This is a genomic window from Actinocrispum sp. NPDC049592, from assembly GCF_040675465.1.
In the GTDB taxonomy this organism is placed as follows: domain Bacteria; phylum Actinomycetota; class Actinomycetes; order Mycobacteriales; family Pseudonocardiaceae; genus Kibdelosporangium.
In genome coordinates this window covers 320757-347094 of sequence record NZ_JBFAPA010000004.1, presented here as the reverse complement: position 1 = coordinate 347094, position 26338 = coordinate 320757, and the positions used below count along the sequence as shown (strand labels likewise).

The window sequence follows — 26338 nt, the reverse complement described above, 5'->3', positions numbered from 1 at the left end:
TGGTGCTGATGGTCGACATGCAGGCCGTTGAACTGGGTCCGGGCTGTCGATTGCTTGCAAGCCCATCTCGCGCGTGGGTGTTGACGAATGGCGATATGTCCGGTTCGCGCGGGATGTTGAAGGAGCAATATGGAGCCCGCGTGCACTCTTATAGCACTAGCTTGGTGACAAGTCCGATCGATGCCGTGACCAGGGGTATTGAGGAGATCAAGGCGGTTCGCGCGCCGGATCCGTAGCGGCTCCATCGTTCTTTCCGGGTGGGGTTCAGCATTTGTGCTTTTCTAGGTGGATGCCGCAACGGGGGCGGGCGACCCAAGGACGACGAATTCATGATGTGCTGCACCGCGTCCGCACAGGCTTGCAGCGCACCGTCGACACGATCGGCGTCGTTGGGATCCTCGCAGACCCAGCATAACCATCGCCCCAGTAGCGCTGTGGGTGGCCAGTCTCGTTCGCTCATAGCATGTCCGGACAGCACAGCTAAGTTCCCCGCCAGTTGCCACGAGTTTGAGCGCAGTTCACGACGTGTGGTGAGAAGGATCCTGGACACGCGTCGCCGGTGGCGGAGTTGACCGTTCAGCCGCCGTAGCTCTTGCAGTCGAGAAAGCCTGGCGACCACCTGAAGCAGGAGGTGGACGGTGTGCGTTACGATATTTCGCCTGATCAGAGACTGAAGGAGCGCTGAGGTGAAGAGGACAGTCAGCACGGAGGAAATCGCCGCGTAGACCACCAGCAGCCACACCTGTTCGTCATCCAGGTGGGCGAAACCCAATCGAAGCAGACCACCCGCGAGCGCACTGTTGAGAACGACGCCGAATATAAGCAGTATCGCCAAGGCGCGAATTTGGTAACGGACATTCAAGCGCTCGGCCTCGTCGACCACTTCGGAGGACAAACCGTAGCGCAGCAAGGTAAACCGAACGGGACTGCGGATCGCTGAATCACTCGGCGTCATCCCGGCGTACATGACCCGATCAAACAGAAGTTGCAGCCGCACTCGGATCGAGTTGAAGCCCACCGCGATCAGGACCGTCACCAATATCGACACACCGAGTCCGACCTGACGGCGCAGCATCAACTCGAGAAGTGTCACCAGCACCACATAGGTGAGTACAACCCCGACGGTGAGAAGCAGATACAGCACTGCACGGGAGACGACAAGCCGGATATCCAGCAACTGATGCCGCAAGATCGCGATGGTCACGGCGCCACCGACGAGCGGGAGGGCGAGAAGCATCAGCACCGGGCCGGTGTCCAGCAACCCCCACGGGATCAGCACCCCGAGAGTTACCAGCGTGGCCAGCAACAGCCAGAGCAACTGCCGACGTTCAGGTTCACTGCCACGCCGGTAACGCAGCACCAAAGCGGACACGCCGGCGCACAACAGCAACAACTGGCACAGTTCACCGGCCATCCAAACCGGCGCGAGGCGGTCGAAGTCGCTGATGGTGAGGTATCCCAACGGGCTACCCGGCACCAGGCTGGTCGGCACGACGCCCTGCCCCAGCACGAACAGCGGCGCTGCGGCGATCGCCGTCCAGATCAACCACCGCCACCGGCGACTCGGCGGTCGGCCATCGGGAAACAGCAGCAGGGCCAGGGGCAGGAAAAGGCTGATCGACCACGGCCAGGAATAGAGCCCGGCGGTCGCAATGGTGCGCACCACCCACAGGGGCCAAGCCGCAGCCGTCCCGGCCATAACCATCGGCACCGCCGCCGCGGTGACCGCATGTGCGAAACCGCTCGCCAGGAACAGCCAGCCAATCGAGTTGGACGGCCGCCGCACCGCCAAGATCAGCCCGCACAACGAAAACGACAAAGCCATCGCGACGTTGGTCACCACGAAACCGCTCACGGCCCCGGACAGATCCAGACCACCCAACACCGAGCCCACCACGGCCACACCGATCAGAGCAGCCGACGCCACAGTCAAGCCCCAGGAGAACAGACCCACCCAGCGCCACAAGCCGCGCATCGGCGCTTCGACCGTCATTCAACGATGATGCGCCATCGGCTACCCGGTGTCATGTGCCCAACCTCAGTCCTAGTTTCGTCCCGCGCGTGGCAGCGCCCCACGCGACACATCGACGCGGTATGGCAGTCCCAGACCACGACGCTGGCCAACGATGTCCCCACAGACCGCAACGTCCGCACATGCCGCTGATCGGCGATTCGGCGTGACCCGCTGATGCCGACGCGCGGTTGGTGGGACCGGTGTTCGGCAGGCTGGTGTTACTTCCACTTGATCCGGTTGGGGGTTGACTGGGGGTTGTGTGGAGTCTGGGCGATGACGGGGATCGGTGGGTGCACGCTCTCAACGGCCTGTATCTCCTCACACTCGCGGTCGCGGGGGTGGCCACCCTGGTCACGTTTCCGGTCGGCGTGGACTGGTTGGTCGCTGGTGGGCTGGTGCTGGTGGGCGTTGGTGCGCGGCGGAGTGTGGCCGCGTGTGGGGTCGTCGCCGGGGTGGGGGCGGCGTTGTTCCCGATGTTCTCCGCTGTGGCGTTCGGGTTGTTGCCGATCACGTTCGTGCGGCTGTCGCGGGTCGCCGCGGTGGGGGTCGGGGTGGTCGCGACCGGGTTGCCGCTGGTGGTGCAGCCGTTGTTGCGGGGCTGGTTCGCTGGGACCGGCTGGCAGCCGGGGGCTGTCATCCGCTTCGGACCTGCCTACGTGGGCATCGTCGGGATCGCCTTGCCGGTGCTCACCGGGATGTGTACCGCTGGTGCGGTGCAGGCGTTGCGGCGGCAGAACCGGCGCCGGCAGGATCTGCTCGACCAGCTCGTGGCCGCTCGCGCCGAGCTCGCGGAGGCGACCCGCCGTGCGGAGCGGCAGCGGCTCGCCCACGAGCTGCACGACACTCTCGCCCAGGGCCTCGCTGGTGTACTCGTCCAGCTTCAGGCCGCTGAGCAGCACCTCGACGGGCCGGGTGCGGTGCTCGTCGCGCGTGCGCGGCAGTCGGCGAGGACGTGCTTGGCCGACACCCGTCGCGCTGTCGAGGCGTTGCGGCCCGAGCAGCTCGACAGCGGTGGCCTGGCGGAAGCCGTCGACCAGGTATGCGCGCGATTCACCGAGATGACCGGGGTGCCGGCACGACCGACCGTCCGCGGCGTCGGGCGTCCCGGGGTCGACGTCGTCGCCCTGCGGATCGTGCAGGAGGCGCTGGCCAACGCCGGCAAGCACGCCGGTGCCACCAAGGTGGTCGTCGACGTCGACCACCGGGGCGACGTCCTGCACGTGATGGTCCGCGACGATGGCCAGGGGTTCGACTCGACCGAGCCCAGGGCGGGGTTCGGCCTGGCCACGATGCGCGAACGGGTCGGGGCCGTCGGCGGCAGCCTGTCGATCACCAGCGCACCGGGTGCCGGGACCACCGTGACCGCCGTCCTGCCCACCGGGGAGGACCGGTGACCGAACCGATCCGCGTTCTCGTCGTCGACGACCACGCCGTCATCCGGGACGGCATCGCCGCCATGATCGAACCGCACGACGACCTCCTCGTTGTCGGGACGGCCGCAGACGGCGCCGCCGCGGTCGAGCTGGCCACAGTGCTGCGGCCGGACGTCGTCCTCATGGATCTGCGCATGCCCGGTGTCGACGGGGTGGCCGCGACCGCCCGCGTCAGCGCGCTCCCGTCACCGCCACGCGTCCTCGTGCTCACCACCTACGACTCGGATGCCGACATCACCAGAGCGGTCGCCGCCGGTGCGCTCGGCTATCTGCTCAAGGACACCGGCCGGGACGACCTGCTCGGCGCCATCCGCGCCGTCGCGGACGGCGTGTCGGTGCTGACTCCTTCCGTCGCCACCGCGTTGGTCCGCCAGCACCACGTCGCCCGGCCCGAACCGCTGTCGGCCCGCGAGCGGCAGGTGCTCACCCTCGTCGCGGGCGGCGCGACCAACCGGCACATCGCCGCCGCGCTCATGGTCTCCGAGGCCACGGTCAAGACGTACCTCACCCGGATCTTCACCAAGCTTCAGGTCAGCGACCGCACCGCCGCCGTCACCGCCGCCCTCGCGCAACGCCTCATCACGCTCCCGACCATCGACTGAGCCCGTGTCCCCCGATCGGACGACACGCACTGTCATCCGACGCGGGTGCGAGGGCCGCGACGTTTGCCCGTCGCGGCCCGCTCCGCACCCGAACGAGGCTTGTCACATGACATCCCTACGACGTCGCACCCTCCTTGGCGGAGCATTGGCCGCCGCCGGAGTCACCGGCACCGTGAGCGCGGCACCGACCGCCCAAGCCGGGCACCCCAGACCCGGTGTCGACGGCTTGTTGGACCTGTTCACGGCGACCCCGGTCGTCGCGCTCGGCGAGGGCGTGCACCACCTCCAGGACACGTGGGACTTCCTCGCGGTGTCCATGCAACACCCGAGATTCCACGCCGTAGACGCGGTCGTGGTCGAGTTCGGCAACGCGCGGTACCAGGACATGTCGGACGCCTACGTCTCCGGGGAGATCGTGCGCAGGTCCGACCTGCAACGGGCCTGGCGTGACACCACCCAGAGCCCGAACTCGAACGGCGACTTCCCCGCCCTGGAACGGGTTTTCAGCCTGGCCAGGGCGATCAACCTCTACGGCGGCAGACCGCGGCCGCTGCGGGTGCTGTTGCCCGACCCGCCGATCGACTGGTCGAGCGTCGCCGGCCCGGACGACCTGTTCGCGCTACTCCCGCAACGCAACCACAGCTGGGCGGGCGTGATCACCCGCGAGGTTCTCGACGCGGGGCGGCGGTGCATCACGGTCGGCGGTGCAACGCACTTCTACCGTGGGCTGCCCAAGACGTCGGACACCGTGACCACCCTGCTCGAGCAACGCCGCCCCGGTTGCGTCAGCGTCGTGCACACACATTCGGCGACGGCCGCCGGCCGGGACGCCACCGTCGAGGCCACCGTCGCAGGGTGGCCACGACCCGCCATCGCGCCCGCCCGGCGCACCGCCTACGGCGCGCTGCCGGCGGTCGACATCTTCGCTCCCGGCGTCTACCCGCCCGGGCTCATCGAGAGCCTCACCGGCAAGGCCGTCGCCGACCTCTGCGACCACGTCCTCTACCTCGGCAGGCGCGCCGAGCTCAGCTCCGCCGTCCTGGACTGGCAGGTCTACCACGAACCCACCTACTGGGCCGAGCTGAACCGGCGCAAGACCCTCGTCGGCTTGCCCGGCGACCTCGAAGGACTCCGGCACGAAGGCGAGCCCGCCATGTTCCCTTCCTGACCCACGACCGGCGGACAACACCGGCGTTCACAGCCTCGGTAACCCGTACAGGCGCCGTACATGGACATGATCGACTCCTGCACGAGAGGCGACCGGTTGACCTCGGTGCTCAGAACAGCGTCGCAGGCTCAACCGGCTCGGGCTCGGGCAGCGGGTCGAGGTCCGGCACGAGCGTTCGCACGTCATCGTGGAATCGGCGGGCGAGCGCAGGTGCGCCGGCGTTGTCGGGGGTGTGCAAGAAAACCGTCGGCGACCGGCCCTCGCGCAGCCAGTCGGCTACCACCGCGGTCCATGGCCGCCACCCCTCGACTGTCTCCTCGACCGAGTCGCGGCCCAGGTAGCGGACGATCGGCTGGTCGGTCAGTGCCCGTGTCCGCCGCGGCAGCCGGGGTTTCTTGGTCCAGGTATCCCGCTCGGCCTCGCTGGTCGGGGGACTCTGGAAGAAGACCGTGGTGTCGAAGGGCACCCATTCGGCGTCCGCGTCAGCGAGTCTCCCCTCCAGCTGCGACGTCGCGCCGGCGTCGGTGAAGAACCCGGGGTGGCGCACCTCCACAGCGCGTCGGCGGTCGGCTGGGAGCCTGCGCAGGAAGCGGCCGAGCGCGTCAACGTCCGAAGGACCGAACGAGCCGGGCAACTGGGTCCACAGGATTGCCCGTTCGCCGAGGGGTTCGATCGCATCCAGGAACGCCCGCATCTCGGCCTCGACACCAACCAACCGGCGTTCGTGCGTGACGACCTTGGGCAGCTTGACGAGGAACCAGAAGCCGGGATCGGTCTGCTGCGCCCAAGTCGCGACCGTGTTCCGAGCAGGGGTCGCGTAGAAGGTGGTGTTGCCCTCGACCGCGTTGCACCAGCTGGCATAGGCCCGCAGCCGCTCGTTGGCCGGCAGCGACTGCGGCACGAACCGACCAGGCCACGCCTTGTGGGTCCACATCGCGCAGCCGACATGAAGACGTGCCACTCCGCCCCACTCCCATCGATCGTGAGTGACGATAGCTTGTTCTCGACAGCACCTGCTCCTGCCGTATCCCGGCCAGTACGCCCCTACTTCGGTGCCTGGAAGCCCGCCGACCTCCTGCTCGAGCAGTTCGGCGAGCCGCAGCGGCGTGCGGTCCTCGAACATCGGACCGATGAGCTGCACTCCGACCGGCAGGCCCTCAGCGGACCGGCCCGTGGGTATGGCGGTGGCGGGCAGGCCGGGCATGGTGGCCAAGCCCGCCCAAACGAGCGAACAGCTGCCGCCAGCCGTGGTGGTGAATCTCGCGGCGGTTGTTCGCCTCGATCCAGTCGTGGTGGCTGAACACCATGGCGCGCAACCGCACGGCGTCAAGGCTCTGGTCGTCCGCGCTCAGTCCGGCGGCGCGGATCCGCAGCTGCTCGTCCGATTCGATGGGAAAACGCGCCGGGGAGCCCGAAATCAGCAACTGCATGTAGAGCGTCGCGGCTTCGGTCAGATCGGGCAGCAGCGGACTGTGCCGTTCGACGCGGGCGCCGTCGTCGACGAGCGCGGCGGCCACCCGGTTCACGGCCGCCCGCACGGCGGACCCGGTCGCAATGAGCGGATGCTCGTGAGGATCAAGACCCGGAAATCGCGGAGCCGCTCGTGGCAGGCGGGCGGCAGTGCCGACGGTGCGCCACGCCGAACGTCAGCGGGTCCGGCCCGGCCATGACGTCGAGCAGGAGCGTGAGGTCGCGGGCGGAGCGTGCCATCGGACCGACGACGGCGAGGTCGAGGTCGGTCGGCAATGCCGGCTCTGACGGCGGGACCATGCCGCGGTTGGCCGCCAGTCCGAGCGTCGGCTTGTGCGCGTAGACGCCGCAGAAATGTGCGGGGGTGCGCAGCGAGCCGGCGATGTCGGAGGCGATGGACAGCGCGCCGAACCCGGACGCCAGGGCCGCTGCCGACCCGCCGGAGGATCCGCCCGGCGTGCGACCGTGATCCCACGGGTTGGTGGTGGTGCCGTAGATCTCGTTGAAGCTCTGGATGTCCTGCAGTCCCAACGGCGCAGCGGCCGGTCCTCACCAGGCGCCCGTGCCTGGTCGGCGCGGTGTGCGGCAACCCGCGCACGGTCGAAGTCCGGCACGCAGATCGCTCCATTCCATGAGTCCGAAGCTATCGGTATGCCACAAAGGACACGAAATTCCGGTGCGCGCAACAGGATAGATGTCTCAATTCTGTTCGCTGACCGTTGTCGCAGACAAGCGGGTTATCGCATCGAGAAACGCATCGGCGTCCGGCTCGGGTCCATCGCCGAGATTCACGTGAGAAAGTCCCCCTTCCCCCTGGACCCATTCACCGATCATGGTGGTATCAGGGAACAACGGAGTGCCGTGTTCGAGGCAAAAATATCGCGGGATCGCCGCGGCCGCTCGGTAGGCAATCGCGACGAAATACGCCTCGGTGGCTTTCAGTGCACGTGGCAAGGTGATCAACAAGACGGTGGAGTCCCCTGTTGTGACCGTCTCGCTGGAGAGTCCATCGGCAGGTAGCCGGTCTTCTTCGGCCACCTGCTGAGTGCCCACAAAATCCCAGAAGCCGCGTAGCATCTGGCCGAGCTTGCCTTCGTCGGCGAACTGGCGAAGGTTGACCGTTCCACCCAGCGCGATTCTGGGCAAACTCACATGAGCAAACCGGTAGTGATGATGGCGAGGCTGACCGTCCATAGTGACCCAATCTTGGCGTTGTCTCTGTCAAGGCTTGGTTTGAATCGGGTGCACTTTGTTCCGGTCATGGTGACGTGTCAGGGTGCTTTCCCGGGAGCCGGCTCAATGGGTAATACGTCGGCCGCGGCCTTCTCGCCGATCACACCGGGCACGGGAAGCCTTTCGGAAGGATCCTCGTACACGCTTGAGCTGTCCAAGCCGAGTTCCGCCCTGGCGGCCACATAGAACTTGGTCAGCCATTCATCAAGCCCCCTTCGGGCTTCCCAGAAGTCGGCGGCTCCGCCTTGGGTGGCGCGCCACTGGTGGTACACATGATGGATCAGCTGGCGGCCCGCCTCCTGGGTTTCCACGGATTTGGAGATGAGCCGCAGCCTCTCCTGCAACGCTCGTGCCTGCGAGTGAGCCTGACGGGCGTCACGCTGCAGCTGGCTGTCGTCGGGTGTCCTGCTCAGTTCATGACTGATATCCCGCAGGCGGGACACTTCACTCGCCAGGGTCGCGCAGGTGGACCGCAACTCCTCACGCCAGAGCTTGCGGTCGTCTCGCCGCCCGCGAACCAGCTCGGTGGCCAGGGTGCCCAGCATCCCCACGAGCGCGCCGGCCAGGGTGAACAGCGCCGCCGTCATCCGCAGCCCCCTCCGCGTAGAAGTCCGATGGCCAATGCCATGGACACCCTAAACCATTGGCTCGCAAGGGAATCCGAGCCGATTGAAAACCGGTCCAGGCACGTGTCCACTGCTGACCGGGCGCGCTACAACGACCGCGTCGACGACGAATAATTCTGTCAGAAGCCGCGGAAAACCCGACGCAGGTCGTCGAGTGTGCTGTTGCCGTCGATGGTGACGCCGTTGTCATAAGGGGCCTTGAGACGGCCGCTGATCAGCCGGACAAACGCTTCTTGCGGCCCGTTGAACGTCGCGGAAGGTGACTCCAGGTGGTCGACCACGCTGACAGTGTCGTCGATCATCAGACCGGCGCCTGGAACCGCGAGGGACACCGGCTCCGCGAGCTCGGCCGGCTTCCCAAGGAAACCCAGCATGAAGCCCAGGGGCCCGGCCAGGATGTCGACGAGGACCGCGGCAGAGTCGGCGTCCACGCCGGCGTCCGCGTCGAATGCCACACGCACGTCCCACGAGTGGTTGGCCACCTCGTTGAGCCGCATGCCCAGAGCGGTGACCAGCGGGACCGGCTCCGGCAGGAAGCCGAGATCGACGGTCAGCGACGAGCGCTGCTCGGGCGTGAGTGCCTCGACCGTGTCGAGCCAGCGGGTGTTGTACTCCAGGAAGCCCTCGGCCTGCGCGCGCGGCGCGGACGCGTCCCACCGCGCCCAGATCGTTTGGTTGTCCTCGGCCGTCACGGTCTCTCCGGCCGCCCGGGCAATCGGCGCGCGGCCGATCTCCGCACCGCTGCCAAGGTGGGAAAGGACCTGCGCGACAGTCCACTCCGCAGCGCCACTCGTGGTGGCCAGCTGATCGTCGGTCAGGGTCCGGGCGAGATCGGCGAGCTTGTCGTGCTCGGAGCGGAGCGCGGTGATCGTGCGGTCTACGAGTTGGCTCATGCCACGGCCAACTTCCGAACGGACGCATCTGTTCCCCGATCGACGCCTCATGATTGTGTTCGCGTGTGCGAGCGTGTCGGTAGGCTGCTCCGCCATGTGGCCTGGGGTGTCGGTGTCCGGAACTGGTGGCGTTGTCGCGGCGGCTGATATCGCGGCGTTCGCTGAGCAGCATGGGGCGCCGCTGCCGGATGCGTTGGCCGAGCTCTACCTGCGGTCGGGGGTCGGCACGTTCGGGGGGTTCCTGCACTTTGAGGCGCCGGACGGCATGTCCACGCACCGGGAGCTCATCGGGGATCTGATCGACGAGGACGCCGAGGAGGATCTGGCACCGACCGCCGACGTCATTGTGTTCGCCCGCAGTGACAACAGGGATATGTGTGGCTGGCACGCCGCTGACCTCGCCGCCGGCAAGGACCGGGTTGTGCGGCTCGACGGCTTCGACGAGGAACCGCTCGCCGACTCGACCCGTCAGTTCCTCGACAGCTTGCCCGGCACCGACTACTTCGGCTTCGGTGTCCTGTCCCCCACCTACAAGCGCCACGACTGGCTCTAGTGAGGACGTCCCGAAGCCGCGCTGGTACGCAAAGGTGGTGAGGACCGGTGGGGCGGTCCTCACCACCGCTTCTCACACCGGCCGTTGCGGCACCAGGACCTCGATGTTCCCGGCGTTCTCCCGGACCTGCAGCCGGGGCAACGGCGGCGGCGTCGATGGCAACTGGTGGAACAGAACCGCACCGTCCACAGTGAACGCCGTCCGGTGGCACGGGCAGTTCAACCGCAGCGCCGCCATGTCCAACGCGAGCCGGCACCCCAAGTGCGTGCAGATCCCGGACACCGCGTGCACGTCGCCACCGGCCCGTTGCACGAACCCGGTGACCGTGCCGAAGTCGAACGGCCGCACCGCACCCTCCACCAGCTCAGCGGACGACACCACAGCCCGCCACTGCCCTTGGTCGGGCACGATGGTCGCCTCTTCCGTGGCGGGAGACGGCTGGACCAGGTGATCCACGGTCGCACCCAGCACGGCCGCGGCCGCGGCCACCGAGGTGGTCTGCACGAACCTGCGGCGGTTGTTGCCCTTGGGTTTGCCGTCCGCCTCGGCCGCGAGCCGGGCGCCGAGCTTGGCCACGAACTCCTCGTCCGGCCGGTCGCCGCCGGGCCGGGCCGAGTTGAGCAGGATCGCCGTGCGGATGTCGGCCGCGTCGTCCTCGGTTGTCTCGGCACGGCGGACCCGGCGCCGGGCAAGCATGTCCTCGACGAACTTCCGTGCTGGGCTCACGTCCGCATCCTCTCCGCCACCGCCGTCGCCTGGCGCAAGGCTCTGTGCTGCAACACCTTCGCGTTGCTGACACTGACCCCCAGCGTCACCGCGGCCTCCTTGATGGAGCAGCCCTCCAGGAAGCGCAGCTGCAGGATGCGCCGGTGCCGGTCGGGCAGCTCGGCCAGGATCCGGTCCACCTCGGTCGCCCCGGTGTCCTCCGGAGGCGGGTCGCCGGTCAGCAGGCCGACATCCCGTTGCTCGTCCAAAGTGGTGATCTCCCGGCCGAGTGTGCGCCGCCAGAACGTGGCCAGAACCGTGCGTGCGGTCGCCAACAGGTACGCGCGAACCTCGCCCACGCTCGCCGAGGCGCGCATAGGCCGCAGAGCGGTCATGAACACCTCCGTGGTGAGATCCTCGGCGTCCGGCCGGTTGCCGACTTTCGCGTACATCAACCGGTAGACGCGTTCGACGTTGTCCCGGTAGATGGCATCCCAGTCCGGATACGCGTCCACATCGACCACACGCAGGCGCGGTGGATCCTGCTCGGCGTCGGCGGGCGCGTCGCGCCGGGCGCGGAACCGTTGAGCCACGTGTGTCACCCTCCCCAACTCTCCCCCATGGATACGCGGCCGGGTTACACGTAACCTCCGCCCGTATCCCTTGTGTGACCACACCACTTTCCCGCAGGCGCCTTCTTGTCCTCGGCGGCACGACCGCCGCGCTGGCCGTCACCGGCGTGCCCGTCCTCGCCGAACCGGCCACCAGCACACCGGTCATCGCCTGGAACCGCACGTTGTTGCGGATTGTCCGAACTCCCGGGGCACATCCCGCGACCGTGCATCCCACGCGCAGTTTCGCCATGATGCACTCGGCCGTCCACGACGCCGTGACCGCCACCCGGTCGCACGCGGCCGCCGCGTCCCAGGCCGCGCACGACGTGCTGGCGAGCCTGTATCCGGCAATGGCCGCCGACTTCGCGGCCCAACTGGCCCACGAACTGGCCACAGCTCACGACCCGGCGCCCGGAGTCCGCGCTGGAAAGCAGGCCGCCCAACAGGTCCTCCGCGCACGCGCCAACGACGGCTCGACGGCCACCCCACCCGCGATCCCGCCAGGCACCGAACCGGGCCAGTACCGCCCGACGCCGCCCGGGTTCGCGCCGGCGGTGTTCACCCACTGGCCGGCCGTGCGGCCGTTCATGCTGGTCCGGGCCAGTGTTTTCCGGCCCGGACCGTACCCGGACCTCAGGAGCGCGCGGTACGCGACCGCCGCGAACGAGGTCGCCTTGCTGGGACAGGACACCAGCACCGCTCGTACCGCCGACCAGACCGTGCAGGCGAAGTTCTGGGCCGCCCCGATTTGGAACTACTGGAACGAGATCGCCCAGTCCACGCTGGCCACCGCCGCCACAGCGCGGGCCGCGCGAGTGTACGCCCGGCTCAACCTCGCGTTCGCCGACGCCGTGATCGCCTTCTACGACGCCAAATACCACTACCGGATCTGGCGGCCGATCACCGCGGTCCGGTTGGCCGGTACCGACGGCAACCCGGCGACCACAGCCAACCCCGCCTGGAACAGCCTGGCGACCACCCCGGCCGATCCGGCATACCCAGGCGCGCACAGCGTGATCTCCCAAGCGGGGGCGACGATCCTGCGGCACGAGCTCGGCACCCGCCAGATGCTGTCGGTGACGTCCGAGGCGTTGCCGGGGACCGTCCGGCATTTCCAGACGTTCCAGCAGGTGGCCGACGAGGCCGGGGAAAGCCGGATCTTCGCCGGCGTGCACAGCCGCCTCGACCACATCTCGGGCCAACGCATCGGATTGGACGTGGCTCGCGTCGTGTTGACGAAGGTGAACCGTTAGCTGGTTGATCGAGATGCCACCGCTGCGAACTGCGCCCAGTCGATGCGCGGGCGTGGCAGGTTGCGTCGGCGTCACTGTCGATAAGAGACACGCGAAACGAGTGCCACCAGCCCAGCGCAGCGGCGCTGCTGTGCTGGCGAACCCGCCGTGGTTACTGTTCCCGCATTGCCATGCTCCCCCAGCCACTGGTAGTTGCGCGATCATTCCGCAGGATCCGCCAGCACAGGTAAATACACACGCCCGCGGAAGGCGCCCCTCCCAGCAACGTGGCGGCGATCCCGAGTGCGGTGGTCTGCTCGGTCAGGTACAGCGGTAGCTGCACCGCTGTGGCGATCGTGCACTTCACCACGAATATCGCCGTGCACAGCTGGTATCGCCGCCGCAGCACCGGATCGCGCCGCCAGCCGAACCGGTCGCGGCGCACCGCCCCCATCGCCAACCCGACCAGCGGCCACCGCACCGGCATCGACAGCAGGCACACCGCGCCCTGAACCGCCTGGATCAGCACGGCCGGGAGGTAGAAGTTGATCGCCTGCCCGGTACCGCCGGCCAGCAGGGCAGATCCTCCGACGATGGCGAGCCCGATCACCGCCGACCAGTAACGCCGATCGGTCCACACCCGCACGGCCGCGAGCACCGCCACGCCGCCGACCGCGATCAGCGCGGAGGTCCACACCTGGCGGGTCAGCAGGTAGGCGATCAGGAACACCACGCGGGACGCGACGCCTTCGGCGACCGTGCGCCAGCCACCCACCGCGCTGAACAGCGACAGCGACTTGCGGGACAGCACGTCGAGGCTCATGCGCTCGCCTCGGCCGCGACGGACGTGAAACTGTTGCGGCGCATGGTGTTCTCGTAGCCGCCGATCGCGTCAACCAGGGCGATCCGGCCGCGGTGGGCCTCCGTCAATGCTTGGCAGAGGTGGTGCGCGTCCCGCATGGCCAGGTTGCCGCCGAACCCCGGGGCCAGGTGGATGGCGTCACCGATGAGCGTCACCGGACTGGCGGGCCAGGCCGGCATCGCAGGAATAGTCCCGATCCGCAGGGCGACTGTGACTTCCGGCCACGCCTCGGCGACCACCGACCGCAGCGCCGGGTGCAGATCCGCGGCCAGTTCCCGAGCCCGGCGCCACACCGCCACCGGCGAACCAAGCTCTTGTCCCGCAACGGGCAAGGCCCACATCACGTAGTCCTCGGCTTCGGCGACGACGCCGGACCGCAGTGCGGGCAACCACTTCTCCCGCGCGAGCACCGGCTGTTGAGTGAACCGCAGCACGGCCAGCACCATCGTCGTGCCGCGCACCCGTGCCGCGGCCGGGTTATCGCCGATCAGATCCGGCAATCCGGTGCCGGCCACCGCTCGCAGCGGCGCCGCGCCCATGATCATGCGCCGTCCCGAATCGGCTACCCGCACGTCCGGCAGATACCGGCGGCGAACCGCCGAACCGATTCCGTCCGCGCCGACCAGCACGTCCGCGGTGTCGGTGCTGCCGTCGGCGAACCACGCCTGGACGGTGCCGTCGGCGTGCCGCTCATACCGTGTGAACTCCGCACCGAACCGCACTACGTCTTGCAGCCCCGTCAACAACACCGCCCGCAGCAAAGGCCGGTGAACCTGCCGGCCCGGGCGCACCGCACCGTCGGCGGGCTTGGCGCCCACAACGGTGAGCTGACCGTCCACTTCGGACAACGCTAGGGTCCGGGTTCGCGGTCCGCCCATAGTGGCCGCCACCATGTCGGCGTGTGCTGACGGCAGGCACGAGCGCAACGCCGCAGCACCCCGATCGTCGACATGCAGGCTCACACCCTGCGGACGGCCCAGCGCGCCGTCTCGCTCGTACACCGCGACGGTGATCCCCGCCCGGCGCAGCCCGTGGGCCAGCGTCAACCCACCGAGACCAGCGCCGACCACGATGACCTTCATCCCCCAGCTCCCCTTTCTTCACCGGCTGATGAAGAACACGCTACGGCAGACCCGAGCGAAACTCCACCAAGCGGTGAAGAACAGGTGTTAGGCTGCGGCGGCCATGACAGAACACGACACCCGCAGCGGTCCCGGACGCTGGCGGTCCGGCGCGGAGAGCAAGCAGCGGATCCTCCAGACCGCACGCGAACTGTTCGGTCAGCACGGCTACGGCGCCACGACCGTGCGCGCCATCGCCGCCGCGGCAGGGGTCGACCCGGCGATGGTGTTCTACTTCTTCAAGACCAAACAGGGCCTGTTCAGCGCCGCCATCGACATGCCCGGCACCGTCCCGCCCGCGATAGAGTCGATCTTCACCGGCGGCGACCTGGACACCGTCGGCGAGCGCATCGTCCGGACGCTGCTGGAGAACCTCGACAAGTCCGGCCGCACCCCGCTCGTGATGCTGACCAGGTCCGCGCCGAGCGACGCTCAGTCCGAAGCGCTGCTGCGCGAGTTCATCGACCGGGAGATCACCGACCGCCTCGCGGCGATGCTCGGCACGCCGGACGCGGCACTGCGGGCGGCCATGGTCAACGTCCAGATCCTCGGTCTCACCGTGGCGCGGTACATCATGCGGATCGAACCGATCGCGTCCGCATCCGTCGACGACCTGGTCGACAGGTTCGGCCCTCTCGTGCAGTACTGCCTGACCGGGCAACCAGCCTCATCGTGAATACGGCCCTCGGGGGGCGGTCACTGAGCCTTGTCAACGTCCGCTCATGCCGCGAAGTGGTCGCATCGCGAGTGACCACAAAGGACAGACGAACATGCCGAGCTGCGTGCGATCCAGGCGCGGATGTCGGGGTTCCTTGATCGGGGCCTGCACCATGGTCACCACACATAGGGAACGAGCCGGGCCCGGGTTGCCGCGTAGTCTCGGTAACGCTCGCCCAACGTGGCGTTCAGGGCGCGTTCCTCGATCCGGACGCGGTAGATCAGAGCGATCAGGAGCGCCCCGGCCGCGGAGACGGCGCTGACCCAGTTGCCCACCATCAGGCCGCCTCCGGAGAAGACGAGCAGGAGGCCGGTGTAGCTCGGATGTCGCAGCACCCGGTAGGGACCGTGGTCCACGACGGGTTGGTCGCGACTGGTCCTGAGCACCACCGTGAAGTACTTGCCCAGGCTGGCAAAGGACCACCAGCGCAGTAGCAGGCCAAGCCACCCGATCACCGTCCCGAGCGCGAACAGCCACCCACCCGCACCCATCGAGGCAGCTGGGGCGACAGCCCGGCCGACGGGCAACAGCAGGATCGCGCCGAAGAACATCGTCCTGAAAGCGATCTCCGCGCGCACATCAGCGGGTTTCGCGCGGCGGCGCACTCGAAGCGCCTGCAACAGTTCGCCCGTCGCGAAGGCGCCGACGCTGATGGCCACGACGATGAGGACCAAGTTCGACAGCTCCCCTCAGTGCGCGAGCACACCGCGATTATCACTCCTCTGCCGATGAGCGCACGATCAACTGTGCGCAATGAAGTGTCAGCCTGTTGTCGATGGCGGGTCCGGCATTTGTGAACGAGGTTGATCAAAGCCCGTCGACCGGGACGACGACGATCTTGCCGTGCGCCTTGCCCTCGGCGGCCCGTGCGTGCAGCGCCGGCAGTTGGGGCAGCGGCACGCGCTCGGCGACGTCGACGTGCAGGTCGCCGCGCTCGACCAGTGCCACCAGCTCCGACAGCTGCTTGGCGTCGCTGCGGACGAACAGGTCGATGCCGCGCACACCGCGCGCTTCGTCTGTGGGCGCGGGCATCCACACTGTCGTGTTCACCACGACCCCACCCGGCCGGACCAGGGTGACCAGCGCGGCCAGCTCCGCCGGATCGACCGGCGCGAGGTTGAGCACGACGTCGACCCGCTCGGCTACCGCGGCGGTCACCCCGGTGGTGGTGTGGTCGATGACTTCGTCGGCACCGGCCGACGTGACCGCTTCGCGGCTGCGCGGGCTGGCCGTGGCGATGACGTGGGCACTGGCGCCCTTGGCCAGCTGCACGGCGTAGCCGCCGACCGCTCCTCCGGCACCGTTGATCAGCACGCGCTGCCCGGCCGTCACCTTGGCGTGGTCGAACAGTGCCTGGTACGCGGTCAGCCCGACCAGCGGCAGGGCGGCGGCATCGGCCAGCGGGATGGTGCCGGGGGCGCGAGTCAAGACCTCGGCGGGTGCGAGGACGAACTCGGCGGCGGCGCCGTCGCCGTCCATCGGCAGGAAGCCGATGACCCCGTCGCCGACGTGATGGCCTTCGACGCCCTCGCCCAGGGCATCGACCGTGCCGGCGACGTCGATGCCCGGAATGTGCGGCAGAACCACCGGGATCGGGCCGCGCATGAAACCGCCGCGGATATTGCCGTCGACGGAGTTGAACGACGTGGCGGCGACACGGATCCGGACCTGCCCGGCTCCTGGTACCGGCTGCTCCACGTCCTCGTAGCGCAGGACGTCAGGGTCGCCGTACTCGTGGAAACGCACTGCCTTCATCGGAGTTCCCACCTTCACTGAGGGTGATTCGCTTCGAATTCGAAGCAACTGCGGACCACGCTACCGCTGCTTCAAATTCGAAGCAAGTGACGCCGGTCACCGCCGGACCGGCGGTTTCCCTTGATCCACTGGACCTCAGGATCGTGGTCGCGGGCTGGGTCAGCCTGGGCCGGTTTGGCCCACCCTGACCACGGCCGGCCGTCCCGAGGCGCGGACGACCTCGCCGAGCCGCGCCGCGTCGGCCGAGTCCGGTTCAGCGGTGAGGACCACCGCCATCAGGTCGTCGCCGGGCACCTCGAGCAGAGCGCCGTCGAGCGTGATGGCGGCGCCGTCCGGATGCCGGAAGACGGCACGGTTCTCGTAGGCGGGCACCGTTTTCGGGGTGCGCCACAGGGTGTCGAACGGACGGCTGGTGCTCCGCAGCTCGTCGACGAGTTCGCCGAGCGACGCGTCGGCCGGGTAGCGCAGGTACGCGTCGCGCAGCCGGGTGGCGAGCACGGCCTGGAAACCGGCCTGGTGCTCGTCGGTGCGACCGATCTCCCGCCGTGGGTCGCAGAACGTGCGCCACGCGACGTTCCAGTCCAGCCCGGTCCCGCTCGCCGCCCTGCCGCTCAGCGCCAGCCACGCACCGTTGACGGCGACGACGTTCCACGCCGCGTCGGCCAGGAACGCCGGGGTGTCGTCGAACCGCCGCAGGAGCTGCATCGCCGCTCGCCCGGCTTCGCGTGGCACGTGCCCATCGGCCGCGGCGTATCCGGCGAGGGCGCAGAGCCGCTCGTAGTCCGCCCGGTCGAGCCGCAACGCGCGCGAGATGGCGGTCACCACGCCGGCCGAGGGGTGACGTCGTCCCTGCTCCAACCGCCGGAGGTAGTCCGCGGAGACCCCGGCGAGCTCGGCGAGCTCTTCCCGGCGCAGTCCGCGGACTCGCCGGCCGTTGGCGCGCAGTCCGCCGACCGGCAGCCCGGCGGCAGCGGGCTCGGTGTGTTCGCGCAGCCAGCGAACCGCGGCGCCGAGATCGGACAACGACATGGCGCCAGTGTGCCCCGGCGGGGTGCCCGCATTCGACGCGACCCTTCGAATTCGAAGCAGTAAACTCCGGTCATGTCCGACCCGCCACCGTCGCTCGACCCCGTGCAGCTCGGCGCCTACTTCGACCTCATCGAGGTGACCAGCCTGCTGCGGCACGCGGTCGAGCAGCAGCTGCGCGAGGCAGGCGACCTCAGCTACGTGCAGTTCCAGCTACTGGCCACGCTCGGTGACTCCCCGTCGGGCAGCCACCGCATGACCGACCTGGCCGACGGCGTGGTCTACAGCCGCAGCGGCCTGACCTACCAGGCGAGCCTGCTCGAGAAAGCGGGCCTGGTGGTGCGCGCCCCTTCCCCGGAGGACGAACGGAGCACCACGGTCACCATCACCGACGCCGGGCGCGAGCGGCTCGCCGAAGTGCTGCCCGGGCACGTCGAGGTGGTCGGCAGCCTGCTCTTCGAGCCGCTTTCCCGCCACGACGTCGAGACCCTCGCCGGCCTGCTGGCGCCGGTGCGAGACCACATGCGCTCGGCACCACCTCGTTCAGCCGCGCCCCGCCGCCGAACGAGAGAAAGGTGAGGGCCCGGAATTACCGCGCAGAATTTGCCAGTGAGCCAATCTTTCGAGGTCCCGGGTCTGCAACACCCTTTTTTTGTAGCCTATTCCGGATAAAGACGACCGGCCGAGCGCGATGGTCGCGCTTTGATCATACTCCCGCCATCTGGAATTGATCATGTGTGAGTGTCAGCGATCGGTTATGACATAAGAGGTAACCCGGCCCGCTCGGAAGGGAGTCCTCCCATGCGTGTCCGTTCAGTTTTTGCCAGACGGGTCTTGCTCGTCGTTGCGACCGTCCTCGCGCTGCTCCTGCCGATGGCCACACCGGCCGCCGCGTACACCTCGCACAGAGGCGGCCCGACCACTTTCGACGTGTGGTACGCCGCCGGTGACGACGAACCCCAGCTCGGGCCCAACACGTTCCACATCATCGGCCACGGCAACTGCATCTATCAGGTCGTGAAGTACACCTACAAAGGTCAAAGCAGTGTCATTTCGATCAACTGCGATGGGGAGAAAGTGGTGTCCGTCGCTCCGCTCGGACCCACCGCCTACCCGATGACCTGGACGCTCTGCTATTACCACTTCATCAAGGGCCTACTCGTCATGACCTGCAGCACCCCAGTGACCGAGGACATTGTGTACACCACCTGATTCGCACCCGCCGGTGCGGCGCCCGTCCGCTGCTGTTTACCGATACCTTGTCGCTCATGACAAGCGAGGGGTGGCAGAGACCGGGGCCCACCCGTGCCGAGCAACGCCGGGACCTCTGGATCGGCCTGGTCATCCTGGTGAGCGCGCTGCTGATGCTGGCGCTCGCCAACAGCGCGGGTATCGCCGCCATGGTCAGCGATCGGCCGCCTGCGATCGCCGAGCAGATCGCGTGGTGTGCCGCGGTGACTGTGCCGCTCGGCGTGCGCAGGCGGTACCCGCTGGCCGTCCTCATCATTGTCTGCGCGGTGTTCATCGCGGCCATGATGCGTGGCCTCGGCGAGAACGTGGTGTCGTCCATCGCCGTTTTCCTCGCGATGTACACGGCGGGTGCGTGGGAACGCAACCGGACAGCCGCCCGGTGGTGGCGGATCACGGCGATCGTGGCGATGTTCGCGTTGCTCGCCTACAACATGACCAGCCAGTTGCTGCACCAGCAGGCCCCGCAGTTCCCCGGTGCGGCCGGGCCGCTGGATCCGTTGGTGGCCGCGGTGCTCTACAACATCGTCTTCAACGGGATGTTCTTCCTGGGCGCCTACTTCTTCGGCAACGTCGGCTGGGTGACCGCATGCCAGCAGGCCGAGCTCGAGCACCGCGCCGAACAGCTGCGGGCGGCCCAGGAGCAGAACACGCGGGGCGCCATCGTCGCCGAACGTGTCCGCATCGCGCGGGATCTGCATGACGTGGTGGCCCACCATGTGTCGGTGATGGGGGTCCAGGCCAGCGCGGCCCGGCGCGTCCTGGACAAGGACCACGACGTTGCCAGCGAAGCGCTGCGGAACGTCGAGCAGACCGCCCGGGTCGCCATCGGCGAACTGCGGGGACTGCTGGGAGTCCTCCGAGCGGACGACTCCGCCGACGCGAGCGCGCCGTTCGGCCTGGACCAGGTGCCCGACTTGGTGTCCGCGACTCGCTCAGCCGGGATCGAGGTGCGGTACGGGGTGTACGGGGACACCCGGCCAGTGCCACAAGCCGTTGCCCTGTCGGCATATCGAGTCGTCCAAGAGGCACTGACGAACGTCGTCAAACACTCCGGCGCACGGCAGGCCGACGTGCGTCTGCGCTACCTGGACAACACCCTCGAAGTCGAGATCGCTGACGACGGCCACGGCACGCAGGTCCAGCCGGACCGCGGCTTCGGGTTGCTGGGCATACGGGAACGAGTCGCGGTACACGGTGGCGAAGTGGAGGCCGGGCCACGACGCGACGGCGGTTTCCGGGTCCGTGCCACGTTTCCGTCCACACAGGACATGAAGGAGTTCACGGCGCCGTGAGCAGGTTACGGGTGGTTCTCGCCGACGATCACGACCTGGTCCGGGCCGGGTTCCGGGTCATCCTCGGGGCGGAGGACGACATCGAGGTGGTCGGCGAGGCGGGCGACGGCCTGACCGCGGTCGAGCAGGTCACCCGGCTGGCACCCGACGTGGTCCTGCTGGACGTCCAGATGCCGGGTATCGACGGGCTGGAAGCGACCCGGCGCATCCTCGGGCCCGGGACGAACCCGGCGAAGGTCGTCATCCTGACCACGTTCGACCGGGAGGACTACTTGTTCGAGGCGCTGCGCGCGGGCGCGAGCGGGTTCCTGCTGAAGAACGCCTCACCCGAGGACCTCGTCGAGTCCGTGCGGGTCGTCGCCCGCGGCGATGCCCTGCTGTCCCCCGAGGTCACCAGGCGGGTGATCGCCCGGTTCAGCGCTCCCGCCCCGGTTCCGCTGCGCCGCCCGGAGACGCTGACCGACCGCGAGTTCGAGGTGCTGGTGTTGCTGGCGCGCGGGGCGAGCAACATCGAGATCGCGCGGGCCTTGTTCCTGGCCGAGACGACCGTGAAGACCCATGTGTCGCGGGTACTGGCCAAACTGGACTTGCGCGACCGCACCCACGCCGTGGTCTTCGCCTACGAGAACGGAATCGTCGCCCCCGGCCGCACTCCCTAGTCCTCGCGGAGGACCCCGGAGGTCGGTCCCGCGCCGGACGCGCCGGACCCGCCCATCGCCCTAACGTCCGGGGCATGTTGAAAGTGACCTCGGTGAGCCGCGACTTCGCCGATCACCGTGTCCTGGACGAGGTGTCGTTCGACGTCCACTCCGGACGGATGACCGGGTTCCTCGGCGCCAACGGATCCGGCAAGACGACCACGATGCGGATCATCCTCGGCGTCCTCGCCCCGCACGGTGGCACAGTCACCTGGCAGGGCACGCCGGTGACCCAGCCGGTCCGCCAGCGCTTCGGTTACATGCCAGAGGAACGCGGCCTGTACCCGAAGATGAAGGTGGCCGAGCAGATCAGCTGGCTCGGCCGGCTGCACGGGCTGGACGACCGGACGGCCCAGGACAACACCCGGCAGCTGCTGGACCAGCTCGACCTGGCCGGACGGGCCGGTGACAAGCTGGAGGAGCTGTCGCTGGGCAACCAGCAGCGCGCCCAGATCGCCGCCGCGCTCGTGCACGACCCCGAGCTGCTGATCCTCGACGAGCCGTTCTCCGGCCTGGATCCGATCGCCGTCGACATCGTGCTGCGCGTGTTGCGTGACCGGGCCGCACGAGGTGTCTCGGTGCTGTTCTCCAGCCACCAGCTCGCCCTCGTCGAACGGCTCTGTGACGACGTGGTGATCATCTCCGGCGGCCGGATCACCGCGAGCGGCGGGCGGCAGGAACTACGTAACCGTTACGGCACAGCGCGTTTCGAGCTCGTCGTGGATTCCGACGCGGGCTGGCTGCGTGATCATCCGGAGGTCAGTGTGGTCGACATGGACGGTCCGAGGGCGGTCTTCGAAGTCCACAACGGACACAGCGACCAGCAGATCCTGCACGCCGCCCTGCGGCGGGGCGAGGTGCGCAGCTTCACCCCGGTCGTGCCGACCCTGGAAGAGATCTTCAAGGAGGCCGTCTGATGACGTCGTTCGCGGCGGCGACCCGGCTGATCGCCGAACGTGAGATCAGGACCATGCTGCGGCTCAAGGGTTTCTGGATCGGCTTCGCGGTCGTGCTGGCCGGGCTGTTCGCCGTGGCCATCCTGCCGACGGTGTTCGGCGGCGGCAAACCGAGCGTCGCCGCCGTGGGCTCGTCGGCGGCGGCAGTACTGACCGGCGCGGACCTGGACGTCCGCCAGGTTGACTCCCGGAGCGCCGCGGAGGATCTCGTTCGCGCGGAGGATGTGGACGCGGCGGTCGTCTCGGACGGCTCCGGCGTCCGCGTGGTCGCCCTGTCCGACCCGCCGGTCACGGTGATCGCCGCGCTGCACACCGCGCCACCGGTCGATCTGCTCGCACCCGCGGCGGTCAGCCACGGCGCTCGCACCGTCGTCATCCAGGCCTTCGCGTTGGTGTTCTTCGTGTTCGGCATGGGCGGGGCCGCTGTCGCCCAGGGCACCGTCTCGGAGAAACAGACCCGGGTGGTGGAGATCCTCGTCTCGACCATCCCCGTGCGGGCGATGCTCGCGGGCAAGATCATCGGCCATTCGCTGCTCACCATCGGCCAGGCGGTGCTGCTCATCGTGGCGGCACCGCTCGCGTTGCGGCTCGGCGGTCACACCGAACTGCTGGCGATGACCGGACCCGCGCTCGGCTGGTTCGTCCCGTTCCTGTGCCTGGGATTCGTTCTGCTCACGGCGCTGTGGGCGGTCGCCGGGTCGATGGTCAGCCGCCAGGAGGACCTCGGCTCCAGCATGAGCCTGGTGATGCTGCTGCTCCTCGGCCCCTACCTGGGCGTGTTGATGGCGTCGGACAACGAGATCGTGCTGACCGTGCTGTCCTACGTCCCGTTCTCCGCGGCGATCGCCATGCCGGTCCGGATGTTCACCGGCGACGCACAGGCCTGGGAGGCGCTGGTCGCACTGGGGCTGCTGGCCGGTACGACCGTCCTGATCGTGCTGTTCGCGAGCCGGCTCTACTCCGGGTCACTGCTGCACACCAGGGGCAAACTCGCCCTCACCACGGCCTGGAAGCAGGCGGAGAACTAGTGGAACTTCTGGTGCCCCGGCGGGAGTCGAACCCGCTTGGAACCGCTTTAGAGGCGGCTGCCCGGCCGTTGGGCGTCGGGGGCGGCGTGGGTGAACGGGTGGCGCCGTCCACCGCACATTCTGCTGGGTGTCAGGTCGTGTCCGGATCGCCGATGCGGGCCACCAGCTGGCGGTCGGCGATCTCGTCGCGTGCGCCACGGAACTCTGCCGCGGTCAGCGACCGGCCAAGTTGGTCCAATGTTGGAAGATGAGCGACCAGGCGGTCGGCACGGGGCTCGAGCGCGACCGCGGTCAACGCTCCGCCGATGTCGGGTTGGTGGAAGGCGACCGCCCGCAACCCGGCCGACACGGCATCGGTGAAACATCGGGTGAGGGCGAGTTCATCGCGGGCGGCAAGCACGACCAGGGTGTTGGAATGCTTGTGCCACTGGGTGAGCAGGCCGGGGTGGGTCAGGGCGAAGTCCAGTGGGGCGTGCGCGGCCTGACAGGCCTGGCGTGGAGCCGGGTCGACCGTCACCAGCAACGCGCCGATCGGCGGCCAGACGGCGGAAGAGCGCCGCCCGCGACTCCACATCGGCAACCGTAACCCTCCTGCGTATCAACACATGTGAGCATCCAGACGGAGTGGGAGGATGTTTGATGCGCAAAGCAACGGCCGGGATCGCCATCGCTCTCAGTGGCCTGGCTGTCGTCAGCAGTGTGACGGGTGGTGGCATCGCGCAAGCGAGTGGTCGCAGGTGCGGCCCAGCGGTGAAGACGAACGGTGTCGGCACACTGGGGACCTCGTGGAAACTGAAGTCCCAGTACGACGACGATGGGCCGGTCGGCAATCCGTTGGTCGCGGGCGAGGAGTTCGAGATCGCCACCGCCGCCGGGCAACACTGGTCGGTGTCCTTCGCGGACAATGGCGTCGGGTTCTTCAGCAACCCGGATGACATCTCCACGGCAGAGGGAATCAGGGAGGTCCACCCCAACCCGGCCAAGCACAACCAGACCAATCGCATGTCGGTACACGCCAAGCGACTGGACACCGGTGAGACCATCGACGGTTTCGTCGACCTGCCCTTCGCCCCGCCTGACTGCGGCTAGCGAAGGTCTGTCGCTGACGGTGGGATGGCCGCCATTGGGCCCAGTCCGTACACCCTTGCCGAGCTGGAATCGGGAGTTTGGTGCGGGCCTAGTGGTGACGGCGGCGGTGTTCTGCGGGGCGACTGCGGCATCGGGGGTGGTCGGTGTCGGTGGTTGCGGCTTGAGGCCGCGGGCATCGTCCGGTAACGGCGCGGCGCGGACGATGGTCGAGGGCCTGTCGGTGCGCGTTCTCGGGAGCTACTCGCGGCCCGCGGGGCAGCCGGGTAACGGGAGACTGTGACGGCGCCAGGTCTGCGGGAGCCCAGGGGGTGGGATTCCCCTGGGCCACCCGACCTCAAGCGGCACCCACAGGGTTGGCGGGCGTGATCGTGGTTCGGGGTATGCGGAATCTCGACTCGGGCAGCGGGGATGTCGGTTCGGGCTGGTGGGTGGTCAGATCGCCGCGACCGTTCGGGCGGCGTCGATGATGCCGGCGCCGCAGCCGCCGGCGCAGGTTCCCGGCAGGGGTCGGGCGTTGGCCTTGAGGGCGGCCTCGACCTGGGCCGGGGTGAGGGTGGTCTTGCTGAGCATCAGCGCGGCCAGGCCTGCCACGTGCGGGGCGGCCATACTGGTTCCCATGTAGGTGAAGTAGGTCTCCGTGGCCTGCACGGTCATGCCGGTGTTGAGGGTGGACAGCACGCCGTTCTGCGGCTGGCTGCGGGTGCCCGGCGGGTCGGTCTCCAGGCGGACCTCGCCACCCGGCGCGGTGACGTCGATGCCGGCGCCGAAGTTGGAGTAGAACGACCGGTTGCCTGCGCGGTCATTGGCGGCGACGGCCACCACGTTGGCGCAGTTGGCGGGGGAAAAGCCGGAGACGTTGGCGTTGGAGTTGCCGGCTGCGACCACCACGGTGGTGCCGCGGGAGACCGCGCCGTTGATCGCCCGCTGGAAGGTGGTGCCGCACGCGCCGGATCCGCCGAGGCTCAAGTTGATCACTTTGGCCGGGGTGGGGTTGGCCGGGACCCGGGCCACGCGCCCGCCGGACGCCCAGGTGATCGCGTCGGCGATGTCGGAGGTGAAACCGCCGCACTTGCCGAGCACGCGCACCGGAAGGATCTTGGCGTTGCGGGCGATGCCGGCCACGCCGACGGAGTTGTTGGTCAGCGCGGCGATGGTGCCGGACACGTGCGTGCCGTGCCAGCTCGACGCTTCCGGCGTGGTGCTGCCGCATTCGCCGGCGTTGAACCAGTCACCCTCGTCGTTGGGATTCGCGTCGCGCCCGTTGCCGTCCCGCGCGGTGGCCGCGTCACTGATGAAGTCGAAGCCCGGCAACACGTTCCCGGACAGGTCGGAGTGCGGTGTGATTCCGGTGTCGATCACGGCGACGGTCACGCCGGCGCCGCTGGTGGTGTCCCACGCGGCGGGGGCGTTGATGCCGCCGGTGGCCTCGAAGAGGTCCCATTGCTCGGCATAACGCGGGTCGTTCGGGGTGAACTGCGCGGTCATCCGAAGATCCGGTTCGACGCTGACGACCCCGGGCTGCGCGGCCAACTCCCGCATCAGCCGGCTTGCCCCGGCCTTGGTCAGACCCCGCGACACCGGTCTGACCACCACGGAACCCACCGACGTCTCGCCTATTTCCGTGACCCCCGGATGGGTTATCTGGTGAGACTCGGCGGAGTCGGCAAACGACACGATGAAATTGTCGGCCGCCAGAACCCCCACCGGCGCCGGTGCTGCCGCGGCAGGTCCGGCCGCCACCGCAAGACCGGCGATCATCAACGCGGCAAGCGAGCCCGTGTAGCGCTTCTTCATGGATCTTTCCCTTCAACGCGAACGGGTGTACCCATTGGGGTGACGTTAAGCGCGCTCAGTCACAGTCAGAAGTGTTCCCGGTTGCCATTTGGCATCTGGCCGACGCCGGATGAATGGAACGCGAAAATGAGGCGCCTCACCATTGCGGTACAAGGAAAAGCCGGCGGCAAGAGGTTGCGTTCCGTTGTCCAGGCCGGAAAAGGAC

27 protein-coding genes and 1 pseudogene are annotated in these 26338 nt (G+C 68.4%); 13 read left to right on the top strand and 15 right to left on the bottom strand.

Annotated elements, in window-relative coordinates:
- Positions 1–148 precede the first annotated feature (148 nt).
- A complete protein-coding gene (locus AB0J95_RS13855; protein ID WP_364756903.1) occupies positions 149–1993 on the bottom strand; it encodes a hypothetical protein in 1845 nt (614 codons plus the stop codon).
- A gap of 311 nt (positions 1994–2304) precedes the next feature.
- Between AB0J95_RS13855 and AB0J95_RS13850 the strand changes: the two genes are divergently transcribed.
- The 3 genes from AB0J95_RS13850 (at position 2305) to AB0J95_RS13840 (ending at position 5217) form a co-directional block, all read left to right on the top strand.
- Entirely contained in the window at positions 2305–3408 is a 1104-nt protein-coding gene (locus AB0J95_RS13850; protein ID WP_364756902.1) for a sensor histidine kinase, read from the top strand.
- A complete protein-coding gene (locus AB0J95_RS13845) occupies positions 3405–4049 on the top strand; it encodes a response regulator transcription factor (RefSeq protein ID WP_364756900.1) in 645 nt (214 codons plus the stop codon). The genes AB0J95_RS13850 and AB0J95_RS13845 overlap by 4 nt, the downstream gene beginning before the upstream one ends.
- Positions 4050–4155: 106 nt before the next feature.
- The gene (locus AB0J95_RS13840) at positions 4156–5217 is read left to right on the top strand and encodes a hypothetical protein (RefSeq protein ID WP_364756898.1); all 1062 of its coding nucleotides are present in this window, start codon (positions 4156–4158) and stop codon (positions 5215–5217) included.
- Positions 5218–5326: 109 nt separating this feature from the next.
- Here the strand turns inward: AB0J95_RS13840 and AB0J95_RS13835 are convergent, their stop codons facing one another.
- The 5 genes and pseudogenes from AB0J95_RS13835 to AB0J95_RS13815 all read right to left on the bottom strand — a co-directional run bounded on the left by AB0J95_RS13835 (position 5327) and on the right by AB0J95_RS13815 (position 9439).
- Positions 5327–6151, bottom strand: a complete 825-nt coding sequence (locus tag AB0J95_RS13835) for a DUF72 domain-containing protein (RefSeq protein WP_364757197.1) — start codon at positions 6149–6151, stop codon at positions 5327–5329.
- A 129-nt stretch (positions 6152–6280) separates the two neighbouring features.
- Positions 6281–7415: pseudogene (locus tag AB0J95_RS13830) on the bottom strand (amidase family protein); the annotation flags it as partial.
- Complete coding sequence (locus AB0J95_RS13825) at positions 7387–7881, bottom strand: hypothetical protein (protein WP_364756897.1); 495 nt, start codon at positions 7879–7881, stop codon at positions 7387–7389. The pseudogene AB0J95_RS13830 and the gene AB0J95_RS13825, both read right to left, overlap by 29 nt.
- Positions 7882–7958: 77 nt before the next feature.
- A complete protein-coding gene (locus AB0J95_RS13820; RefSeq protein ID WP_364756895.1) occupies positions 7959–8507 on the bottom strand; it encodes a hypothetical protein in 549 nt (182 codons plus the stop codon).
- Positions 8508–8665: 158 nt separating this feature from the next.
- Positions 8666–9439 carry a maleylpyruvate isomerase family mycothiol-dependent enzyme gene (locus AB0J95_RS13815; protein ID WP_364756894.1) on the bottom strand — a complete coding sequence of 258 codons (774 nt, stop codon included), beginning with the start codon at positions 9437–9439 and terminating at the stop codon, positions 8666–8668.
- Positions 9440–9533: 94 nt separating this feature from the next.
- Between AB0J95_RS13815 and AB0J95_RS13810 the strand changes: the two genes are divergently transcribed.
- Complete coding sequence (locus AB0J95_RS13810; RefSeq protein WP_364756892.1) at positions 9534–9992, top strand: SMI1/KNR4 family protein; 459 nt, start codon at positions 9534–9536, stop codon at positions 9990–9992.
- A 72-nt stretch (positions 9993–10064) separates the two neighbouring features.
- Here the strand turns inward: AB0J95_RS13810 and AB0J95_RS13805 are convergent, their stop codons facing one another.
- Positions 10065–10718, bottom strand: a complete 654-nt coding sequence (locus tag AB0J95_RS13805; protein ID WP_364756890.1) for a Rieske 2Fe-2S domain-containing protein — start codon at positions 10716–10718, stop codon at positions 10065–10067.
- Positions 10715–11290 carry a sigma-70 family RNA polymerase sigma factor gene (locus AB0J95_RS13800; RefSeq protein ID WP_364756889.1) on the bottom strand — a complete coding sequence of 192 codons (576 nt, stop codon included), beginning with the start codon at positions 11288–11290 and terminating at the stop codon, positions 10715–10717. Before AB0J95_RS13800 ends, AB0J95_RS13805 begins: the two co-directional genes overlap by 4 nt.
- 74 nt (positions 11291–11364) lie before the next feature.
- Here AB0J95_RS13800 and AB0J95_RS13795 point away from each other — a divergent pair, with 74 nt between their 5' ends.
- Positions 11365–12564, top strand: a complete 1200-nt coding sequence (locus AB0J95_RS13795; protein WP_364756887.1) for a vanadium-dependent haloperoxidase — start codon at positions 11365–11367, stop codon at positions 12562–12564.
- Positions 12565–12715: 151 nt separating this feature from the next.
- Here AB0J95_RS13795 and AB0J95_RS13790 read toward each other — a convergent pair whose 3' ends face one another.
- Positions 12716–13366, bottom strand: coding sequence for a DUF3159 domain-containing protein (locus AB0J95_RS13790; protein ID WP_364756886.1), 651 nt, complete (start codon positions 13364–13366; stop codon positions 12716–12718).
- Positions 13363–14487, bottom strand: coding sequence for an FAD-dependent monooxygenase (locus AB0J95_RS13785; protein WP_364756885.1), 1125 nt, complete (start codon positions 14485–14487; stop codon positions 13363–13365). The genes AB0J95_RS13790 and AB0J95_RS13785 overlap by 4 nt, the downstream gene beginning before the upstream one ends.
- 103 nt (positions 14488–14590) lie before the next feature.
- On the opposite strand from AB0J95_RS13785, the gene AB0J95_RS13780 reads away from it, so the two are divergent.
- Positions 14591–15202: a TetR family transcriptional regulator gene (locus AB0J95_RS13780; RefSeq protein ID WP_364756883.1), complete on the top strand. Its 612-nt coding sequence runs from the start codon at positions 14591–14593 to the stop codon at positions 15200–15202.
- A 158-nt stretch (positions 15203–15360) separates the two neighbouring features.
- On the opposite strand, the gene AB0J95_RS13775 is transcribed toward AB0J95_RS13780, so the two are convergent.
- The 3 genes from AB0J95_RS13775 to AB0J95_RS13765 form a co-directional block, all read right to left on the bottom strand.
- Positions 15361–15918, bottom strand: coding sequence for an isoprenylcysteine carboxylmethyltransferase family protein (locus AB0J95_RS13775; protein WP_364756881.1), 558 nt, complete (start codon positions 15916–15918; stop codon positions 15361–15363).
- Between the two features lie 133 nt (positions 15919–16051).
- Positions 16052–16999 (bottom strand): NADP-dependent oxidoreductase, encoded by a 948-nt coding sequence (locus tag AB0J95_RS13770; protein ID WP_364756879.1) that lies wholly within the window; start codon positions 16997–16999, stop codon positions 16052–16054.
- Positions 17000–17158: 159 nt separating this feature from the next.
- Positions 17159–18028 carry a helix-turn-helix domain-containing protein gene (locus AB0J95_RS13765; protein WP_364756878.1) on the bottom strand — a complete coding sequence of 290 codons (870 nt, stop codon included), beginning with the start codon at positions 18026–18028 and terminating at the stop codon, positions 17159–17161.
- Positions 18029–18100: 72 nt separating this feature from the next.
- Here AB0J95_RS13765 and AB0J95_RS13760 point away from each other — a divergent pair, with 72 nt between their 5' ends.
- The 6 genes from AB0J95_RS13760 to AB0J95_RS13735 all read left to right on the top strand — a co-directional run bounded on the left by AB0J95_RS13760 (position 18101) and on the right by AB0J95_RS13735 (position 23250).
- The gene (locus AB0J95_RS13760) at positions 18101–18604 is read left to right on the top strand and encodes a MarR family transcriptional regulator (RefSeq protein ID WP_364756876.1); all 504 of its coding nucleotides are present in this window, start codon (positions 18101–18103) and stop codon (positions 18602–18604) included.
- 222 nt (positions 18605–18826) lie between these two features.
- Positions 18827–19237, top strand: a complete 411-nt coding sequence (locus AB0J95_RS13755) for a hypothetical protein (protein ID WP_364756874.1) — start codon at positions 18827–18829, stop codon at positions 19235–19237.
- A 56-nt stretch (positions 19238–19293) separates the two neighbouring features.
- Positions 19294–20568: a sensor histidine kinase gene (locus tag AB0J95_RS13750; RefSeq protein WP_364756872.1), complete on the top strand. Its 1275-nt coding sequence runs from the start codon at positions 19294–19296 to the stop codon at positions 20566–20568.
- A complete protein-coding gene (locus AB0J95_RS13745; RefSeq protein WP_364756870.1) occupies positions 20565–21227 on the top strand; it encodes a response regulator transcription factor in 663 nt (220 codons plus the stop codon). The genes AB0J95_RS13750 and AB0J95_RS13745 overlap by 4 nt, the downstream gene beginning before the upstream one ends.
- 74 nt (positions 21228–21301) lie before the next feature.
- Entirely contained in the window at positions 21302–22183 is an 882-nt protein-coding gene (locus AB0J95_RS13740; RefSeq protein WP_364756868.1) for an ATP-binding cassette domain-containing protein, read from the top strand.
- The gene (locus tag AB0J95_RS13735) at positions 22183–23250 is read left to right on the top strand and encodes an ABC transporter permease (RefSeq protein ID WP_364756866.1); all 1068 of its coding nucleotides are present in this window, start codon (positions 22183–22185) and stop codon (positions 23248–23250) included. Before AB0J95_RS13740 ends, AB0J95_RS13735 begins: the two co-directional genes overlap by 1 nt.
- A 130-nt stretch (positions 23251–23380) precedes the next feature.
- Here AB0J95_RS13735 and AB0J95_RS13730 read toward each other — a convergent pair whose 3' ends face one another.
- Positions 23381–23824 carry a hypothetical protein gene (locus AB0J95_RS13730; RefSeq protein WP_364756865.1) on the bottom strand — a complete coding sequence of 148 codons (444 nt, stop codon included), beginning with the start codon at positions 23822–23824 and terminating at the stop codon, positions 23381–23383.
- 65 nt (positions 23825–23889) lie between these two features.
- Between AB0J95_RS13730 and AB0J95_RS13725 the strand changes: the two genes are divergently transcribed.
- On the top strand, positions 23890–24339 hold the full coding sequence (locus AB0J95_RS13725) for a hypothetical protein (protein WP_364756864.1): 450 nt from the start codon (positions 23890–23892) through the stop codon (positions 24337–24339).
- Between the two features lie 432 nt (positions 24340–24771).
- On the opposite strand, the gene AB0J95_RS13720 is transcribed toward AB0J95_RS13725, so the two are convergent.
- Positions 24772–26133, bottom strand: coding sequence for a S8 family peptidase (locus AB0J95_RS13720; protein ID WP_364756862.1), 1362 nt, complete (start codon positions 26131–26133; stop codon positions 24772–24774).
- Between the last annotated feature and the right edge of the window lie 205 nt (positions 26134–26338).